We start from the raw sequence: 18,729 nt of genomic DNA, 5'->3' as shown, positions 1-18,729 counted from the left end.
CTCAAGGGGGAGCCAAATGAAAAGACTATATGGATGGATTGCATCCTTAATTATACTTGCAGGATTACTGGCTGGATGTTCCGAAACTTCAGTCACGCCTACACCGGAAGCCGGCAAGATCGATGAAGCGGGATGGCCAAGAACAATTGCGGATGCCAGCGACAATGGAGTGGTGCTTAAGACACGTCCTGAGCGTATAGCGGTTTTGCATCCCTTGTATTTAGATTACTTTTTTGCTCTAGATACGCCTCCAATCGCATCAACCAATGCAGCGGAAGCGATGAAGGATTTTGCTACTTTACAGCCTTATGCTGGAACTGCTGAAATTATTGATTTGGGCAGCAGCAATGCGAACCTGGAAATGATCATGGATGCAAAGCCAGATGTGATTGTAACCTTCAAGGGTTCTGTTGATAGCAATTATGAAGAGTTGAATAAGATTGCACCAGTCATCTTAATTGACTACACCGATACCTGGGAAAAAACGGCCATGCTGTGTGCTCAGATTGTTGGTAAAGAGACATTAGCGGAACAAGCCATTAAGGAAACCCAAGAAATGATTGCAAAAACAAAAGAACAGTTAAGTAGTCTTGAGAATAAAACATTTGCTTTACTACGGGTCGACGGAAAAGCCAATTTTAATGCTCAAGGCTCTAAAAACACGATGTACTACAATCAAACTGTAGGCTTTGGGTTGTTGCCACCAAAGGGATATCCTGAAGAGGGAGGGGCACTTTCTCTGGAGGGAATATACAGCATGAATCCAGATTATATTATTATCCAGCATGATATGGATATCGCAAAGGCAGCCATCAAGGACAAGGAAACTTCGAACGTGTGGAACTCACTGGAAGCAGTGAAAAACAATCATGTACTTATCTTTGATAACTCACTCAATAGCGCAAGTATCCTGGCTGTCCGTTTGGCTGCAGATCATTTTCTGCAATTGGCGTCTGAACAATAAAATTATATTACAAAATCCGATTGCACCTTTTAGGGCAATCGGATTTTTGTTATTAAGTTAAATATCTTGACTGTTATTGATAATGGTTATCATTTATGATGAGTATTAGACAGATAACGGAGGGGTAGTCATTATGCACAAAAGCAATCAAATATTGCTTTGGGACCAAGCGACGGTCAAGTTATTGGATGTGCGCCGTATTGAAAGGGTTCGGGGCGAAATTCTTCATAAATATAAGATTCCTGCCAGTATATTTTTACTTTCGGTACAAGGGAGCGCTCAAGTTCAATTAGATCAGTCTGAATTTTCTTTTACAGGATTTCAAGTCCTGCATAGCGGGAAAGGAGCGACCCTTAATATTGTTCCGACAAGCAAGAATTTTGTTTACTATATCATTTATTACCGTGCATGGATGCAAGAGGAGGATCTGTTCCAAACACAATATTGTTTTTCCCCAGATGCACCCATTTTACTTTATAACAAAATGCAATTGATGTATCAAAAATGGAACGAGCAAGAAGAGAGACTCAATGTAAAATCACTTTTTTATCAATTCATTCATCAGGTTTTAAAAGAATTACATAGAAAAGAGACTGAAGTGAAACAAACAAGTGTTGCAGTCCAGGTAATCACCTATATCCAGGAGTACTATGCGGAGCCAATTACATTAGATTCGCTTGCGGAAGTATTTAATTTCAGTGCTTATCATTTGTCATCCTTGTTTAAAGAGCACACAGGTATGAGTCCGATTGATTACTTAATTCGGTTTCGGCTTGAACTTGCAACGGAGCTTTTAATGACAACAGATGCTTCGGTCGGGGAAATATCAGCAAGTGTTGGTTATAAAGACGTATATTATTTCAGCCGAATTTTCAAGAAAAGAAAAGGTGTATCCCCTGCACATTTTAGAACAAGAGAGTTTCAGCGGCCTAAAGTTGCTGAAAGTCCATTAAACTTCCCCACATCCTCTATTTTTGAACCCATCGTTCAACAGTATATTAATAATGATAATCATTATCATAATACGGAAAAAGGGGAATTACCTATGTTTAAAATGACAAAATCTCAGACGACGGCAGCTTTACTGCTTTGCAGTTCTCTATTATTAGGTGCTTGCTCAAGCGGGACGGGTACTGCTACGAAGGAACAAAGTAATGGGAATGGAACCGTAAATCAAGCAACATCAGAAGAAAGTACGAACACTCGAATAGTATCAACGCCTAAGGGAGATGTGGAAGTACCAGCAGAGCCGAAAAGAGTGGCGGCTGACCAATATATGGGGCATTTATTGAAATTAGGAATTATACCCATCGGAGCAAGAACGTTTATGCTGGATGAAGGGTGGATGGAAAAAGCGGACATACCCAAAGAAACGATCGAGAAAATTGAGGACTTAGGGGATTTTCCTTTAAATTTGGAAAAATTAACGATGCTAGATCCGGACTTAATTATCGGTTCGATCGATGAGAACATAGAACAATATGAGAAAATTGGGACCACTGTTTTTCTGCCTTATTGGGAGGGGTTAAAAACAGCAGGGCCGCTTGATAAATTTAGGAGTGTAAGCAAAATATTCGGAAAAGAAAAAGAAGCAGAAGAATGGATTACGGAATATGAACTGAAAGTAGCTGAAGCAAAGTCGAAACTTGCCGGGGTTATCAAGGAAGGGGAAACCGTTTCGATTGTTCAGTTTTCACAAAAGGCCGTGTACGTCTTAGCGGCAAAGGGAGGAAATTATGGTTCTTCCACTATATACAATATGCTGAAGCTGCCTCCAACAGAAAGTGCCAAAAATATGGCGGAGGGGTTTGAATCCATTTCACTTGAAGTGCTTCCAGAATACTTAGGTGATTATGTTTTTGTATATAATGGCGATGCGGATGCAACCAATAAAGCAATGGAAAGTAACATATGGAAAGGCATCCCTGCAGTGAAAAATGGCAAAGTTTATTTGTATGGCGATAATTATCATGATGAATTCGTAATGGAGGACCCTTTTTCATTAGAGCTTCAGCTTGATACGATTGTGAATTTGTTACTTGGTTATCAGTAACTTAGGAGAGAGCGAAACGGAGCATTTATCCGTTTCGCTTTTTTTTGTACTAATATCCCGATAGCCCAATCCTTCATCATGAGCCTCAGCAACTGTGACTTTTTTCATAATACCCTTTCTATATTCGACCCGTTTTATAGGCCAAAAGTATAATTTTTACAGCAGTTTACATAAATCTATCTTTTTTTTAATTGTTTTGAGATAGGATAGTAGATGTCAAGCAGGTGGGTATTTATGGTAATTACTCACCGGACTATTTCTTGAGGAGGAAGGGTATGAAGGAGAAGAATTCAGTTTGGAAAAAGAGGCTGATGAACAGCACTCTAGCTGTGGCGGTGGCCGTACCACTTCAGCTGTTCACGTTCGGAGCCGGTTCGGCGGTATTCGCAGAAGGACCAAACGATCCTGCACCGTACATTGAGGCCAAAGTGGTCAATGAGCATGCAGGCCAGAAGATCCTGTTTGACAATACCCATGAGCAGACTGCGGGAGCAGCCGATTGGGTGATTGACGGCGCTTTTTCAGACTTTGGGAATGCCCTTGCCCAGGAAGGCTATTATGTCAAAGAACTCCGCAAGACGACTCCAATTACTTTGAGTGATCTTTCCGATTATGATGTCTACATCGTCGCCGAATCCAACGTGCCCTACAAAGCAAGCGAGCAGCTTGCGATGGCGGAATATGTGGAGGATGGCGGCAGTATTTTCTTCATCGGCGACCATTATAATGCCGACCGCAACAAAAACCGCTGGGATGGTTCTGAAGCTTTCAACGGCTACCGCCGTGGAGCGTGGGACAATCCAGCCAAAGGCATGAATGCCGATGAGGTCGCTTCTGCAGCCATGCAGGGTGTGGTTAGCTCTGACTGGCTGGCGGACGAGTTCGGTGTCCGTTTCCGCTACAATGCGCTTGGCGACATTAACGCAACCAACATCGTGGCTCCCGATCAAGCCTTCGGCATTACAACGGGCGTATCGGCGGTAGCTATGCATGCCGGTTCCACGCTGGCCATTCTAGACCCAGCACGTGCGAAAGGTATCGTCTACCTGCCGCAAACCAATGCTGCCTGGGCCAATGCCGTAGACCAGGGGGTCTATAACGGCGGCGGTGTGGCAGAAGGTCCTTATGTGGCAGTTGCGAAAAAAGGCGCCGGCAAGGCAGCCTTTATCGGTGACTCATCTCCTGTAGAAGATGCAACACCGAAATACCTGCGCGAAGATACCGGCGCCAAGAAAACAACTTACGATGGCTTCAAGGAAGTGGACGATGCCACACTGCTGGTTAACACCGTCAACTGGCTCGCTGAGCAGGAGAGCTATACAGATTTCACCCAGGTGAATGGCCTGATGCTAGATCAGCCGACAGCACTGCTGCCATTCGAGGAGCCAGCGCTGTCCACTGAGCCGCAACCGGAGCCTTGGGCTCAACCAAATGCTGGCTACAAATGGTATGATCGCAGCACCTTCAAAGCAGGCTCCTACGGCGGACCAGCAGCCACTGCAAGTGCGGTTTATAACTTCACGCACCAGGCTGTGCTGCCAAATGCACAGAATTTTCAGATTCGGGTGAGTGCAGATAATCTTCCAGCAGGCACAAGCGTTTCCGGCTTCCAGGTAGGTGTCTACCAGGTAAGCAGCGGCGCCCAAATCGCCAAGATTCAGAACAGCGACGGCACCTGGCCAAGCAACTACGGCTATAGCTCCTCATTCAATCTGACGGCTGATCTGAACGGTCATGCCTACAAGGACCTGACGATCCAGATCAAGCCGGGCACCACAGCTGCATCCAATCTGCGCCTCCGTCTGAACAGTACAAACCTCAAGACTGAATCGGTGACGCTGGGCAATGTTCCTGCTGAACCGCTTCCGGCTGAGGAAGATCCCATACCGGCTGCAATCTCTATCGGCGATTCCCGGGCTAAGGCAGCCGGATCACTGGTAACGGTGGAGGGGACCGTGACGACCGAGCCGGGTATCTTTGGCGGACAGTCCTTCTATCTCCAAGATGGAACCGGTGGGGTTTATGTCTTCCAGAGTCAGAGCGGCTTCCACGTGGGCGATAAGGTCAAGGTAACAGCGTCCACCGCACTGTACAACACAGAGCTGGAGCTGACCGAAGCAGTACAAATTGCGAAGACGGGCACGGCGGCACTGCCGCAGCCGATTGCGGCGAACATGGTGAATGATGCCAACCAAGGCCAATTGGTTCAACTGAACGGTGTGACAGTGGCGAACATTATCAACGCTACGCCAAGCGGCTCCTTTGAATTCGACGCAGTCAACGCCGATGGGACAAGCAATCATGTGCGCGTGGATGCCCGGACAGGCATTACTAAGGATATCTTCCCTTATACTGAGGGACAAAAACTTAATATCACAGGTGTTGCCGCAATTTTTAAAGGCATCTACCAGCTCAAGCCGAGAAGCCTCGATGACTTCGCCGCAGCAGAAGAAGAGGGGGCTCCGGTGACAACGGCGACGCTGTCTGCCGAGCCTAATGCTTCCGGCTGGTTTAACCAGCCGGTCACCGTTACCCTGAAGGCGAATACAGATACAGCTAATGTTTATTACTCGCTTAACGGCAACAAGGAAGCTGAGTACAGTACACCTGTGGACCTGAAGGAAGACGGGCGGCATACATTGACATACCATGCTGTGCCGGGAAAAGGCAAATCGGAAGATCCCAAGACGTTGAACCTCAATATTGATACGGCTCCACCGGTTGCCGAACTGAAGGAATCCGGCCATGAGGTGAGAGATGTAGAAGAAGGAGCGCAGCTTTACTTTGAATTGACTGCTGACGATGTATTGTCAGGTGTCACCTCGAAACAGCTTCTATTAGATGGGAAAACGATTGCCGAGGGCCAGACCCTGAGCGCCGCCGATTTAGGGGCCGGCTCCCACACCGTGAAATACACCGTGCAGGATGCGGCCAGCAATACGACTGAAAAGAGCTATACTTTCCAGGTTATTGGCGGCCAGGTGATTGCGACTGGTAAGCCAGGACAGGCTGATCTTTCCTCCAACAGCAGCTATGCTAATGGACTTAGTGATGGTAACTATACGGTCACCATGAACCTATGGTGGGGTAATAACGGCACGAGCTACAAACTCTATGAGAACGGCACACTGATTGATTCTAAGACACTGAAGGATGTATCGCCGGCTGCCCAGACGGCAAGCACAGAGCTTCATGGCAAGGTGAACGGCACTTATGTATACACTGCGGAGTTAACCAACAAATATGGCACGACCAAGATCGATTCGCTTACGGTCACCATAAGTGACTCTGCGCCGGGCAAGCCGATTCTGTCCGAAGATAACTGGGACGGAGATGGCACCTATAAGGTGTCGATGAATCTTTGGTGGGGAACTAACGCTACAGAGTACCGACTGTATGAAAACGGGGAGCTCATCGACTCACAGCCGCTGAATGCCCATACACCTTCGGCGCAAAGTGCAGCAACCACCATCAGCGGACGCTCTGCCGGTGTGTACGAATATCGGGCGGAGCTGGTCAACGCGGCGGGAGTAACTGCCAGTGATACGATCAAGGTAACGGTCATCCGCTAAACTGAATGGCAGTAACAATAACAGTAAAAAACGAAGAGCGCCGGATTCCAGGCCGCTCTTCGTTTTTTACATTACCATTAGTTCATTGTGCCTCGCAAAAAGCCCTGGTTCGCACCAGGGCTGCAAATCATATGGATTATAGGCCGCTATCATCGGTAGTTTCGTAACCATAGTCGAAGGTCTCGATAGTACCATCATCATATTGAAGTGTGAGCTGGTCAATAATAATCGTATGTATTGTATTCTGATATGTAAAATCACTGAAAATAAATAAAGTATCATTGGGCTCAACCGGCCCCACATATTTAAGCGAAAAGCTGCTCTTGCCGTTCAGCTGATCATTGGAAGGATCGCCTACTGGATTAAACGTGCTGATGTGGGCTGTGTAATAATTGATCCTTTTACCGGTTAAGTTGTCAGCTTCCCAGGTCAGCTTAACAGCATCGGCAGAGTTCGTACTATACTTGAATTCTAATGGCGCACCAATCCCTTGCCCGGATGGGGTATCTGCTGCTGGCAGATCTTCAGCTTCATCACCGGCGGGTCCGGTATCATCGTCCGAAGGCATATCTTCCAAGACAACGGCTTCCGGGGAAGGTGAAGATTCAGTAGGATCTGATTCAATAGAATTGGACCCAGTAGTGTTGGATTCAGCAGCAATAGCAGCTTTATCTGCGGTACTAGGTGGTATTTCTTCGATAACGGGATTACTTGCCACATTCTGCCCATTCAAGCGTGTTTCAACGCTAGGGGCCACGTAAATTCCTAAAAGAAAAGCTATCATGATGGATAAAACATAGATGAGGACTAAATTGAACCGATTCAAATACACACTTCCTTTATTGTTATTTTTAATATGAACCTACTTATAATGACATGATTATTAAGGATTTGACAATATTATTGCAAAAAAAAGTTGCGACTGTGCAGAGGCCAAATGTTTAAAGATCAACTCATTTAATATGGGTTGATTTTTTTATGTCCTACATGAAATAAATCAAATTAAGACTATTAATTTAAAAAGATTATGCTATAATCGTAATTATTACGATTAAGATCTTGGAGTTGAATGCCATCAATCGATACTTGTTGCAACGCTTATTGCAGCTCATCCCCGTGCTGCTCGGTATCTCTTGCATTACCTTTGCGCTGATGCACTTAACGCCAGGTGATCCAGCGGAGATCATGCTGCGTGCTGACGGCATTAAACCCACGCAGGAAGCTGTTGAGGTGACCAGACTTGCACTTGGTCTGGATGGTCCTGTACATAAGCAATATTTTCATTGGTTGAACCGGGTGTCCCATCTCGATTTAGGCCTATCTTACAGCAGCGGTCGTCCAGTATTCACAGAGCTAATGAGTCGCTTTCCGGCAACTATACTGCTCAGTGCCTGTTCCGTATTGTCCGCTATTCTTATTGCCTTGCCTATAGGAGTGGGATCTGCACTAAATCCGGGTAAATTGCTTGATCGACTGGGAAGAGTATGTGCACTGCTCAGTGTTTCAATGCCGGGATACTGGCTAAGTCTGCTCCTAATTTATTATGGTGCGGTGAAGTTTAAGCTATTTCCTGTGATGGGAATGGATGGGGTATCCAGTGTCATTCTACCTGCCCTCACACTAGGATTTGGAATGGCAGGAGTCTACATCCGCTTGATTCGTTCCAGTCTTCTAGACGTTTTGGGCAAGCGGTACATCACAGCAGCTAGAGCTAAGGGGCTGCAGGAATGGAGAATAATCATTCGGCATGCACTTCGTAATGCGCTTCTTCCGAGTCTTACCCTCCTTGGAGTTAACATAGCGGGGCTATTGGGCGGTTCCGTTATTGTTGAAACTATATTTTCTTGGCCGGGAATCGGTAAGTATGCCATTGAGGCGATTTTTGCGAAAGACTATATTGTCATTCAGGGTTACGTATTATGGATGGCTGTTGTCGTTGTCCTGATTAACTTGACAGTGGATTTATTACATCTGCTGCTGGATCCGCGAATCAGGCTGCGGTGACGATTTAGAAGGAGCGGATTGTCATATTTCGTATTAGCTTATTTAAGAATAAGGGATCAAGGTTAGGAGCGGGCATAGTACTTTTGTTCATATGCGTTGGAGTCTTTGCCCCATGGCTTTCACCTTCCGATCCGCTGCAGATTCACATGGAACACAAACTGGCTATGCCTTCCTGGCAATACCCGCTTGGTACGGATCATCTGGGACGCTGTGTCTTATCCCGATTAATCTATGGGACCCGAACCACCCTGAATTATTCGTTTATGGTGTTGATCGTTGTTTTTGCGATTAGCATCCCTGTTGGTTTACTGGCTGGTTACGCTGGCGGCAAGATCGATCATTTGATTATGCGGATCATAGATATATTGCTTGCCTTTCCCAGCTTAATCCTATCCCTTGCGATTACAGCCATGCTAGGTCCCAGTATGAAGAATCTGCTAATCGCATTTGCTGCTGTCTGGTGGACGGGGTATGCCAGAGTGATACGCAGCATGGTCCTTCAAATCAAGGAAAGTGAATATATTACAGCGGCCAAAGCGTCAGGCACTTCTCATTTACAAATTATTTTCAGGCATATTCTGCTGAACGCAGCCCGGCCTATTCTGGTTCTTGCTTCTATGGAAGTGGGTACGATTATGCTCTCCATTGCGGGTTTGTCCTTTCTGGGTTTGGGAGCTCAGCCGCCTACACCGGAATGGGGAGTAATGCTGAACGACAGCCGTGCCTATATTCAAACGGAGCCACGGTTGATGCTATTTCCGGGAATGATGATCATGCTGGCGGTTCTGGGCTTTAATCTGTTGGGAGATGGCTTGCGACAACCAGAGCGTGTTTTCGATTCTGCAGTGAAGTGGGGGGCCAGAACATGATGGCAGAGTCTCCACTGCTGAAGGTCAGTCATTTACGCACCTGCTTTCACACAGGCAGTTATAAAGTTACGGCAGTTGATGATGTCAGTATCGAGGTGAAATCCCGGCAGATTGTCGCACTTGTAGGCGAGAGCGGCAGCGGTAAAAGTGTTACGGCAATGTCCATATTAGGATTATTAGATTCTCCAGGCTTAGTTGAGAGTGGAGAAATCTGGCTTAAGGGTAACAATCTTCGTGAGTGCTCCAGCCGTCAGTTACGGAAGCTTCGGGGAACAGAAATGGCCGTAATCTTTCAAGATCCTATGAACGCGCTGAATCCGGTACTTACTATTGGCAGGCAGATCACGGAGACGATTAAACTGCATAAGCGGGTGTCGGGAAAAGAAGCAAGATTACTTGCCATGAAGCAGATGGAGCAAGCAGGGCTCAGCGATCCTGAATTACTTTTCAATAAATATCCTTTTCAAATTAGCGGTGGTATGTGTCAAAGAGTAATGATCGCCATCGCACTGGTATCCGGTGCAAAATTATTAATTGCAGATGAGCCTACAACGGCATTGGATGTAACCATTCAAGCCCAGATTCTTAAAGAGCTGGACCGAATCAGATGGACGAACAATGTCGGCATCCTATTAATTACCCATGATCTAGGCGTTGTTGCGGAGCTTGCAGATTATGTATATGTGATGAAGTCCGGGAAGATCGTGGAATCAGGCAATGTGTTTGAACTCTTTTCTAATCCCGTGCATCCCTATACTCAATACTTAATGGAGTGCAGATAACAACGGTAATATTACATTTTTCAGGGACGTGGTGATCTTGAAGTTATTGGAAGCGGTAAGCCTGAACAAGAAATATGGGATGGAAAGGGGGTGGTTCACACGTAATGCCAGAAGTGTTCATGCCGTCAACAACCTGTCTCTCAGTCTGGAGAGCGGCGAAACCCTTGGATTAGTGGGGGAAAGTGGCTGTGGTAAGAGCACTTTGGCCAGACTTCTTCTGGGACTGGAGAAACCATCCTCCGGAAGAGTTATGTACCGGAACGAGGATTATACGGACTGGAGCTTCAGCGAAATGCGCATGATCCGCAGGAAGATGCAGATGGTGTTTCAGAACAGTCTGGCTTCATTTAATCCGTTGTTTACGGTAGAGCAGATTATCGGGGAGCCTCTTCGAAACTATGGAGAGAGGAAGGCTGGAGCCCGCAGGGTTACGGTAGCAGACACACTTGAGCTTGTGGGACTTGAACGGCAGCATATTCACCGCTATCCGCATGAACTCAGCGGTGGACAGCAGCAAAGGGTCGGAATTGCACGAGCGATCACCTTGCGGCCGGAGCTGATTATCTGTGATGAACCTTTCTCGAGTCTCGATGTCACCCTGCGAAAGCAAATGATGGATCTGCTGCAGGAGTTGAAGCATGAGCTGGGATTATCCTATGTATTCATTACACATGACTTGTCAGTTGTAAATCGTTTTTGCGACAGTGTGGCAGTGATGTGTCAAGGGGAAATAGTAGAGAAGCAATCAGGTGCAACTATGTTGCAGCAAGCAGACCACCCTTATACAAGAACATTACTCTCTTCGGTACCCGTGCAGGACCCCCGCTTAAGGAAGAAGAGACTGGGCACAGAGTGGCAACCCAGCCATTCCTATGATGTTAAGTAGAGAAAGGATGTACCAAGAATGAGAACGAACCTTAAGACAAAAAGCCTATTATCAAAATCGTTATTCTTTATGCTTCTTGTGGTAGTTATGGTGATATCAGGTTGCGGTAACAGTAATAACAGCAATTCTACGGCTAGAGCCAATAATACCGCCAATAATGAAGCTGCACAAGGATCTGAAGCTCAGGACAAGACAGTCACTGTTGCTATATCGTCCGATGCCGGTATAGACCGATTGGATGCCGGTGCCTATGATGGTTCGATGAATGTGCACGCGATGATATATGAGGGGTTAGTGGAGTATGGTGAAAAAGGCGAAATACTGCCGTCGCTTGCGGAGTCTTGGGATATTTCAGAAGATGGGAAAGTATATACGTTCCATCTTCGCCATGACGTCAAATTCTCTGACGGTACGGAGTTTAATGCCGACGCGGTTAAATTCTCCTTCGAACGCTGGATTAAGGATCCCGCCAATTCGTTAAATGTGGCAACTGCGATGCAATCCCTTGTTGTTGTGGACGAACATACGATTACAATGACATTCAACAAAGCGTATTATCCCTTCTTAACCGAGTTATCCTTTGCAAGACCGGTCCGAATTATCAGCCCTTCCGCTGTGGAACCCGCAGGAGATATTACGGGTAAATTCATCAAAGCGATTGGAACTGGCGCATGGATGGCTGAGAGCTACAAAACAGATCAGGAAGCCGTACTCGTCAGAAATCCGAATTATTGGGGAGAAATGCCGAAGCTGTCGAAAATTATTTTAAAGGTAATCCCTGATCCACAGTCCAGAGTACTAGCGCTGCAAGCTGGAGATGTTGACATTGCCGGGGGACAAATGGGAAAGATTCCAGTCGAAAGCGTGCCAGTGATTGAAGCGGTTTCTTCACTGACCTTGCAAAAAGCACAAGGAACAAACTCTCATTTCATGATCTTTAACTACAAAACGCCTGCACTTCAAGATCTGAATGTGCGCAAAGCTATCAATTTGGCAATTAATAAAAAAAGCATTGTCGATGATCTTATGGACGGTATCGGCAGTGAAGCCCAAGGTCTGTTCCCGTTGACGGTTCCTTATGTGACGGAATCCAATAATACCTGGTACGGCTTCGATCCGCTGGAAGCGAAGCAGCTGCTAGCAACTGCCGGTTACACGGATTCGGACGGAGATGGAATGGTACAGAAGGACGGAGCGCAGCTTGAGCTTAATTTCGTGCTGCAGCAGGCTGAGTATCCCGAATGGAAGTCCATCAGTGAACTGGTTCAGTCTGAGTTAAAGGAGATTGGCATTAGAGTGAATCTTCAGGTTCTTGAGCCGAATGCCTATTACGATGCCTTATGGACAAGCAAAGCCTATGATCTAATTATGTACCGGACTTATGACGATGCCTATAATCCGCATGCATTCTTGCTCTCCTTATTTCATAAAACAGCTGATGCATCTGCTGTGGTATGGTCTGATCCTGCACTAGAATCTCAAATTGACACAGCAGTAGGAACAACCGATATTCAGGAACGTCAGACCGCATATGACTCCATTTTTTCCAAATTGTATCAGGAGGCTATGTTTGCAGCTATTTATTTCCCTGACGATATCTTGGCAGTAAATAATAGAGTGACTGGATTTAAACCGGGGTACTCCACATTTATGCCGGTCTTCTGGAATCTACTCGACATAGGAGAAAAATGATGTTAAAAGAGATTTCGAAATACTGGACATCAAGCTCGGAGAGTTATGACAAAGTCATACAGACTCAATTCCGCAGTAAAAAAACTATAAACCTCTGGAAACAACTGCTTATTAAAGGGTTGGGAACAACTCCCCAGCAAAAGGTGCTGGATGTGGGAACAGGACCTGGCTTTTTCTCCATACTCTTATCACAGATGGGTCATCTGCCTACAGCGGTGGATGCCTCTCAGGGAATGATAGATAGAGCTTCACGAAATTTTGAGAGTTATGGATACAAAGTTCCAGCTTATGTCGCTGATGCTGCCGACTTGCATATGGAGCTAGAGAATAGCTTTGATGCAGTGGTCTGCAGGGATGTAGTATGGACGCTTCCTGATCCACAGAGGGCTTATGCTGAATGGTACCGGATTCTAAAACCGGGCGGGACTCTGATTATTTTTGACGGCAACTATTTATATAAAGAGAGCAAGACTGTATTCCGTAAACTTTGGTATGCTTTGTCCTGGACGCTGATTCTGCTCACAGAACAAAGAATCCGCCAGCGAAGCAGTCAAGATAAAAACCTGCTAAGCGAGTTGCCATTTGTTAATGTACAACGGCCTGAAGCTGACGAGAAAGCGCTGAAACAGGCCGGGTTCCGCAGCATAGATGTTCACCGAAACTTTATCCCTGCCCGTGCGATGCCGCTAGATTATATGAAATACGGTTACCAGAATGTAAACCGGTTCATGATACTTGCCAAGAAGGAGTGAATGATAAATGGGTATACAACAAGAGGTGGAAATGTATTGGGAAGGCGAAGCCGAGCTGTACAGCGAAGGCATTCAGAAGGAACTGAACGGATTCCAGCGGGAGGCCTGGCTGAAGCTTATCCTCGCTAACGCACCACAGAAGGAAAGATTGCAGGTTCTAGATATTGGCTGCGGGCCTGGCTTCTTCTCTGTGATTCTCTCAAGTGCCGGGCATCTGGTTACTGCGATCGATTGTACCGACAATATGCTGGAAGAAGCACGTTCCCACTCCAGTCGGGAGGGTGTCACCGTTACCTTCCGCAAGATGGATTCGCACAAGCTTGACTTTGCTGCGGAGAGCTTTGATTTGATCGTGTGCCGCAATGTTACCTGGAGCCTTACCGATCCGCAGTCAGCTTACAAAGAGTGGAAAAGAGTACTTAAGCCTGGGGGACGGCTACTGGTTTTTGATGCCAACTGGAATCGCCATCTCTGGGACGAAGAGATGCAGCAAAAGCGAGTAGAGGATCAGAAAGTCTATGTAGATAAGGGCTTTGGTGAGCTCCCGCATCATAAGGACATAGAGGAGACAGACCGTCTGAGTCTTGTATTGCCACTGACCAGAGAGTGGCGTCCCGAATGGGATATACGGACTCTCAAGGAAGAAGGATTCACCACTATTTTTGCTGAAGAGAATTTGAACGCCAAAGTACTGGATGAGAAACAGCAAGTCTTAAACCGGTCAACACCGATGTTCATGATTTGTGCTGAAAAATAATATAATAGTGAGAACCTACACATAATTAAATGAAGTAAACAATAAAAAGCAGCGATCCTCTAAATGAGAGGCGCTGCTTTTTGAGTAAAGGACAAGAACATTATTTCATTTCCGATTTGATGTTGATCTAAAACCTCTTATTTGGCTTGTTCATATTCCGTTCATATTGTCGTCACGAAGAGTACATCTTGATTGATTACACTTTGAATATGTCGTCAAGGCGGCACTTCAGATACAGGGACAAGGAAGGGAAGAGATGAACGTGGCAAATAAGGTGGAAATAAAAACAACTGGGACTAAGAGCCACAAGAAACGGAACCTATGGTTAAAAATAATCGGAGGTATTGTAGGGGCGCTCGTGTTGTTCATGGGCATCGTTTTTATCGTTGATGCAATCAGCGACGGGGTAGAGAAAAAGAAAATCGAATCGTATGGCCAGTATGTCAATGTGGATGGGAAAAAGATGAATGTGCTTATTCAAGGCAGCGGAGAACAAACCGTTGTACTCCTACCGGGACAAGGAACCCCGACGCCTGCTCTTGATTTCAAATTACTGATCGATGAAATTACCCCTAATTATAAAGTCGTAGTGGTCGAGCCTTTCGGTTATGGTTTGAGCGATGAAACCGAGAAGGAAAGAACTACGGAAAATATAGTAAGTGAGGTTCACGAAGCTTTGCAGCAGCTGGGTGTAGAGCGTTACATTCTAATGGGACATTCCATCGCGGGACTTTACGGAGCGACCTATGTGAACACATATCCGGATGAAGTTCTTGCTTTTGTCGGCATCGATAGCAGCGTTCCCAATCAACCCGGAATGGATGTCAAATTACCTTTGAAAGCCATGCAATTTCTTCAAAAATCAGGTCTAATGAGATTGGTCCAAAAAGTGAGCGGAGATCCGTATGAATCGCTTGCATTCGATGAGCATACCAAAGAACAAATGCGTTTGATTTCGAATCAAGTCGCGACCAATCCAACGTTGATGAATGAACTGAGCCACCTCGGTTCCAATTTCAAAAATGGAGAAAAAATCACAATGCCAAATGACTTGCCGTTGCTTCTCTTCGTTCAATCGAATAACGAGCACAATAAACAGTGGATTCCGCTGCATGAGGAGCAAGTCAAACAATCCGCACAGGGCAAAATGATCCCAATGGAAGGTTCACATTATCTGCATCATACAAAATATAAAGAAATCGCTGAGGCATTCAAAGAGTACATGAAACAAATTCAAATTCAATAGTAGGGTTGATAATTAAACTGCGGAGCCGAACTTGGTTCCGTGGTTTCTTTGTTTTTTCATTTATAAACACGATTTTTAAACCTTATTCCTGGGACATTGGAGTATGGTATACCTCAAGACAAATTTTGGTCATTTCGTCAATGGATTTTGCAAAGTCTGATTGTATCCATTTAAGGAGAACATTATAGAGGGCCCCTGCTTTAAAGTATATTCGGTACACATTCTCGTCGCTTTTGTCATGAGCAGTAGAAAGCATCATTTCATTCAAGCAATCCAGAATTACATGATCAAATTTTGCACTTTGAAGTGCTTTGTAGATGTTCCGCTGCTGAAAAATAACTTCAAAAAGCACTTTGATAAATTTTTGAGGTTCTTTAGCTTTGCCTGTTAATTCATTGGTGTAAGGTAAGAGTTTTTGATTAATTTCGAAAATAAGCGAATCGACCAAATCCACCAGGATCTCTTGCTTGGAGGAATAGTTGTTGTAATAGGCCGTTCGAGAAACCCCTGCGCGTTTCACAATATCGGTGATGGTGATTTTACTAAAAGACTGTTCCTGGATCAAGAAGACTAATGCCGTGCAGATGGCTTCTCTTGTCAAACGGTTAGTTTCTTTATTGGAACGATGCTGAGAGGTATTTGGACTGTATAATTCATGATTTGAGATGACATTTCCCCTCCGTTTGTACATTCTGATGTTCGTTTCATTGTTTTTCATGAGTCTTTTCAATATGCTAAAACCATAAGGCATTACAAATGTAATGTCAAAATAATCGTTAGTTAAAATGGGAGGGCGTCATGTTAGAAATCTTATATAGACGATTGTCAGCGGTGCTGCTTTTGATCCTAGCACTCTGTGCTACGGTATTCATTGGCAAAGAAATGGTAATCTCGATCGTGACCATTATCTTTTTGTTAGCAGATTTAGGCATTTCTTTTTTACTCTTAAAGAAACGTGAGAAGGTACATGTGGTTTTTATTAGTGTGATGGTGGCAGAAGGGCTATTCTTACTAACAAGAGAATTTTGGCTGCTTGCGCTTTCTATCCTGCTGCTGATCGTAGCGGGCATATGTAGAGGACTCTTTGGGCAATCGGGGAGCAAAAGAGTCACTCCGTTTCTAGCCGTTCGTAAAGTGTTATTCAGCATTACTGCACTTATCGTTACTGCACTTTGGGGGATTGGAATCTATGCAAAACCTATTACAACACCTGTGGCATTATCAGCTGATGCGGCTATGACGATCGATGAACGTAAATTGGATTCTGCAGCAATGATGCTGAAAGATATTGAAGTAATGAATTCTTTTGGAAGCCGTACAACCGGCTCTGAGGGTCACAATCAGTTTATTGCTTGGCTGGAGCAGCAGGTAACGGATATGGGGCTGCAAGTACATCGTGATCGCTATACTTTTGACCGATGGGAAGAAAAGAACAGTGCTTTAATGATTGATCAGCAGGCAATTCATGTCTCTTCAGCTTTTCCCTATTCCGGGGAAACTGACGAAAAAGGTGTGACAGGGGAGCTGGTGTATACGAAGCGTGGTGAATATGGCCAGGCCAGTGGAAAAATTGCTGTCATTGAAATTGAGAATTTTAGAAATTTTCCAAGTGGGATCGTTATGAATATGCGGGATTCATCTCCAATGGACAACCAAATTGCCCCAAATGAAGGCGATCTGGTCCTCACTACAGCTTTAAAAGAAGCTAAATTGGAGCAAGCGACGGAAATGGGCGTAAAAGCTGTTGTTTTAGTCTGGAAAGGGGTATCTGACGATAAGGTTGAAGAGCAATATGTGCCTTTTACCACCGATTATGCAGGAATCCCTGCAATCTGGGTTAATGAAACGGAAGGGAAAAAGGTGATCAGCGCAGCTCAGGAGCATAAAGAAGGTACGGTTATTTTAGAAGCGGAAATTCAAAAAGATGCCCCAACAGAATCCTTTTATGTGAAAATTGACGGTAAGAATAAAGACGAAGCGATTATCGTAAATACCCATACGGATGGGATAAATGTAGTGGAGGAGAATGGCGCTGTGGGCATGCTGTCTATGATTCGTTACTTACAGCAGGAGCAGCCGGAACGTACGATGATTTTCGCTTTTGTGACAGGACATTTTAGATTACCGGAGTTCAAAGGGTCCTCTCAGGCAACTTCCACCTGGATGGAGGGGCATCGAGAGCTGTGGGATGGCAAGAATGGTCATTTAAAAGCTGTAGCTGGAATTACGGTTGAGCATTTAGGCAGCATGGAGTGGAAGGACGATGATACGGGTCATTATGGTCCAACTGGACAAATAAGTACAGAATATACGTATGCAGGCAATGAAATGATGGCAGCCATTTGGCTGAAGGCTATTGAAAAGACAGATAGCACACGTACTGTATTATTGCGTGGACATAACAAGTTTGAGTTTGGAGAGAGTCAGCCCTTATTTGAAGCAGGGATACCGGTGATTGGATTCATTCCAATGCCCGACTATCTGCTCGTGGATAGTGACAACAGAGAGATGGACAAATTTGATGCAAAGCTAATGCATACGCAAATTGTATCGTTGCTGAAAGCGGTCAAGCTAGTGGACGGAACGGAGACAACTAAGCTTGGGAAGTCAGATGGGTATTCTTTTTTCTACGGTCGTACTAAATGATAGTGGCAGTTCAAGATTTGTCATGACGAAGATGACATTAGCTTGAATTCAAAAACACTGATGATTTAAGTCAGTGTTTTTTTGTTGCAAAAAGGGGGTATATTACGGCTTAAAATCAGAAAATTTCGTTTTTTTGTTAGCATCGAAGTAGGAGGAAACTTGTGACATCACATATACGCTAATCAATCAATAGCTCCTTCGGGTGCTTTTTGTGTTATTCACTGAGTTGTTAGAAAGATTTGTCCCTTTCTTGAACGTTTAGGGATTAAGAGATGTCGATGATTGAAATACTTAAAATTTAAGATAAGATAACTTTAATTATTAGGCCACGTTATTAATTTGACTGCTCAGTAACAGGTAAATCAGGTTCGCCAACTCTTGCTTTGTGAAATATTTCTCTTTTTACATAGCAAAGAACGAGGAATGTCATACTAAAACGAACAGGAAACGATGTCGCTGAGCCTTGCTAAACCTGATATTGAATGCAGCCTACAGTTAGCGGGCCT

The 18,729-nt window shown here is 45.0% G+C and carries 14 protein-coding genes; 12 read left to right on the top strand and 2 right to left on the bottom strand.

Translation table 11 applies throughout. The annotated features are described in order from the left end of the window. The first annotated feature begins 16 nt into the window (after nt 1–16). The 3 genes from NST45_RS11590 (at nt 17) to NST45_RS11580 (ending at nt 6,589) form a co-directional block, all read left to right on the top strand. Complete coding sequence (locus NST45_RS11590) at nt 17–964, top strand: ABC transporter substrate-binding protein (protein WP_076213785.1); 948 nt, start codon at nt 17–19, stop codon at nt 962–964. Between the two features lie 190 nt (nt 965–1,154). Beyond that, nucleotides 1,155–3,017, top strand: coding sequence for an AraC family transcriptional regulator (locus NST45_RS11585; RefSeq protein WP_339825636.1), 1,863 nt, complete (start codon nt 1,155–1,157; stop codon nt 3,015–3,017). Nucleotides 3,018–3,292: 275 nt separating this feature from the next. Then, the gene (locus tag NST45_RS11580) at nt 3,293–6,589 is read left to right on the top strand and encodes a chitinase N-terminal domain-containing protein (protein ID WP_076213791.1); all 3,297 of its coding nucleotides are present in this window, start codon (nt 3,293–3,295) and stop codon (nt 6,587–6,589) included. A gap of 136 nt (nt 6,590–6,725) precedes the next feature. Here the strand turns inward: NST45_RS11580 and NST45_RS11575 are convergent, their stop codons facing one another. After that, nucleotides 6,726–7,415: a hypothetical protein gene (locus NST45_RS11575; RefSeq protein ID WP_052097059.1), complete on the bottom strand. Its 690-nt coding sequence runs from the start codon at nt 7,413–7,415 to the stop codon at nt 6,726–6,728. Between the two features lie 239 nt (nt 7,416–7,654). Between NST45_RS11575 and nikB the strand changes: the two genes are divergently transcribed. From nikB to NST45_RS11535, 8 genes are all read left to right on the top strand, one after another. Continuing rightward, nucleotides 7,655–8,593 (top strand): nickel ABC transporter permease, encoded by a 939-nt coding sequence (gene nikB, locus NST45_RS11570; RefSeq protein WP_235219393.1) that lies wholly within the window; start codon nt 7,655–7,657, stop codon nt 8,591–8,593. Nucleotides 8,594–8,610: 17 nt separating this feature from the next. Beyond that, complete coding sequence (gene nikC / locus NST45_RS11565) at nt 8,611–9,462, top strand: nickel transporter permease (protein WP_305953622.1); 852 nt, start codon at nt 8,611–8,613, stop codon at nt 9,460–9,462. Further along, nucleotides 9,459–10,244 (top strand): ABC transporter ATP-binding protein, encoded by a 786-nt coding sequence (locus tag NST45_RS11560; protein WP_051490952.1) that lies wholly within the window; start codon nt 9,459–9,461, stop codon nt 10,242–10,244. Before nikC ends, NST45_RS11560 begins: the two co-directional genes overlap by 4 nt. Nucleotides 10,245–10,281: 37 nt before the next feature. Next, nucleotides 10,282–11,130 (top strand): ATP-binding cassette domain-containing protein, encoded by an 849-nt coding sequence (locus NST45_RS11555; protein WP_051490951.1) that lies wholly within the window; start codon nt 10,282–10,284, stop codon nt 11,128–11,130. 18 nt (nt 11,131–11,148) lie between these two features. After that, entirely contained in the window at nt 11,149–12,822 is a 1,674-nt protein-coding gene (locus NST45_RS11550; protein ID WP_051490950.1) for a nickel ABC transporter substrate-binding protein, read from the top strand. Then, nucleotides 12,819–13,574, top strand: coding sequence for a class I SAM-dependent methyltransferase (locus NST45_RS11545; RefSeq protein WP_256719402.1), 756 nt, complete (start codon nt 12,819–12,821; stop codon nt 13,572–13,574). Before NST45_RS11550 ends, NST45_RS11545 begins: the two co-directional genes overlap by 4 nt. A 7-nt stretch (nt 13,575–13,581) precedes the next feature. Then, nucleotides 13,582–14,331 (top strand): class I SAM-dependent methyltransferase, encoded by a 750-nt coding sequence (locus tag NST45_RS11540; protein ID WP_036677098.1) that lies wholly within the window; start codon nt 13,582–13,584, stop codon nt 14,329–14,331. 256 nt (nt 14,332–14,587) lie between these two features. Next, complete coding sequence (locus NST45_RS11535; RefSeq protein WP_036677096.1) at nt 14,588–15,577, top strand: alpha/beta hydrolase; 990 nt, start codon at nt 14,588–14,590, stop codon at nt 15,575–15,577. 82 nt (nt 15,578–15,659) lie between these two features. Here NST45_RS11535 and NST45_RS11530 read toward each other — a convergent pair whose 3' ends face one another. Next, complete coding sequence (locus NST45_RS11530) at nt 15,660–16,295, bottom strand: TetR/AcrR family transcriptional regulator (protein WP_200870205.1); 636 nt, start codon at nt 16,293–16,295, stop codon at nt 15,660–15,662. Nucleotides 16,296–16,375: 80 nt separating this feature from the next. Between NST45_RS11530 and NST45_RS11525 the strand changes: the two genes are divergently transcribed. Beyond that, on the top strand, nt 16,376–18,223 hold the full coding sequence (locus NST45_RS11525; protein WP_076143655.1) for a hypothetical protein: 1,848 nt from the start codon (nt 16,376–16,378) through the stop codon (nt 18,221–18,223). The last annotated feature ends 506 nt before the right edge of the window (nt 18,224–18,729 follow it).

The sequence above is a fragment of the Paenibacillus sp. FSL R7-0163 genome, assembly GCF_037969975.1.
Lineage (GTDB): Bacteria > Bacillota > Bacilli > Paenibacillales > Paenibacillaceae > Paenibacillus_AQ > Paenibacillus_AQ odorifer.
This window is presented reverse-complemented; position numbering and strand designations above follow the sequence as displayed.

Excerpts from the sequence above, each read along its gene's own strand:
- NST45_RS11545 (WP_256719402.1), top strand. The coding sequence starts at position 12,819 with ATGATGTTAAAAGAGATTTCGAAATACTGGACATCAAGCTCGGAGAGT.
- NST45_RS11580 (WP_076213791.1), top strand. The coding sequence starts at position 3,293 with ATGAAGGAGAAGAATTCAGTTTGGAAAAAGAGGCTGATGAACAGCACT.
- NST45_RS11560 (WP_051490952.1), top strand. The coding sequence starts at position 9,459 with ATGATGGCAGAGTCTCCACTGCTGAAGGTCAGTCATTTACGCACCTGC.
- NST45_RS11530 (WP_200870205.1), bottom strand. The coding sequence starts at position 16,295 with ATGAAAAACAATGAAACGAACATCAGAATGTACAAACGGAGGGGAAAT.
- NST45_RS11540 (WP_036677098.1), top strand. The coding sequence starts at position 13,582 with ATGGGTATACAACAAGAGGTGGAAATGTATTGGGAAGGCGAAGCCGAG.
- NST45_RS11525 (WP_076143655.1), top strand. The coding sequence starts at position 16,376 with ATGTTAGAAATCTTATATAGACGATTGTCAGCGGTGCTGCTTTTGATC.
- NST45_RS11590 (WP_076213785.1), top strand. The coding sequence starts at position 17 with ATGAAAAGACTATATGGATGGATTGCATCCTTAATTATACTTGCAGGA.
- NST45_RS11550 (WP_051490950.1), top strand. The coding sequence starts at position 11,149 with ATGAGAACGAACCTTAAGACAAAAAGCCTATTATCAAAATCGTTATTC.
- NST45_RS11535 (WP_036677096.1), top strand. The coding sequence starts at position 14,588 with ATGAACGTGGCAAATAAGGTGGAAATAAAAACAACTGGGACTAAGAGC.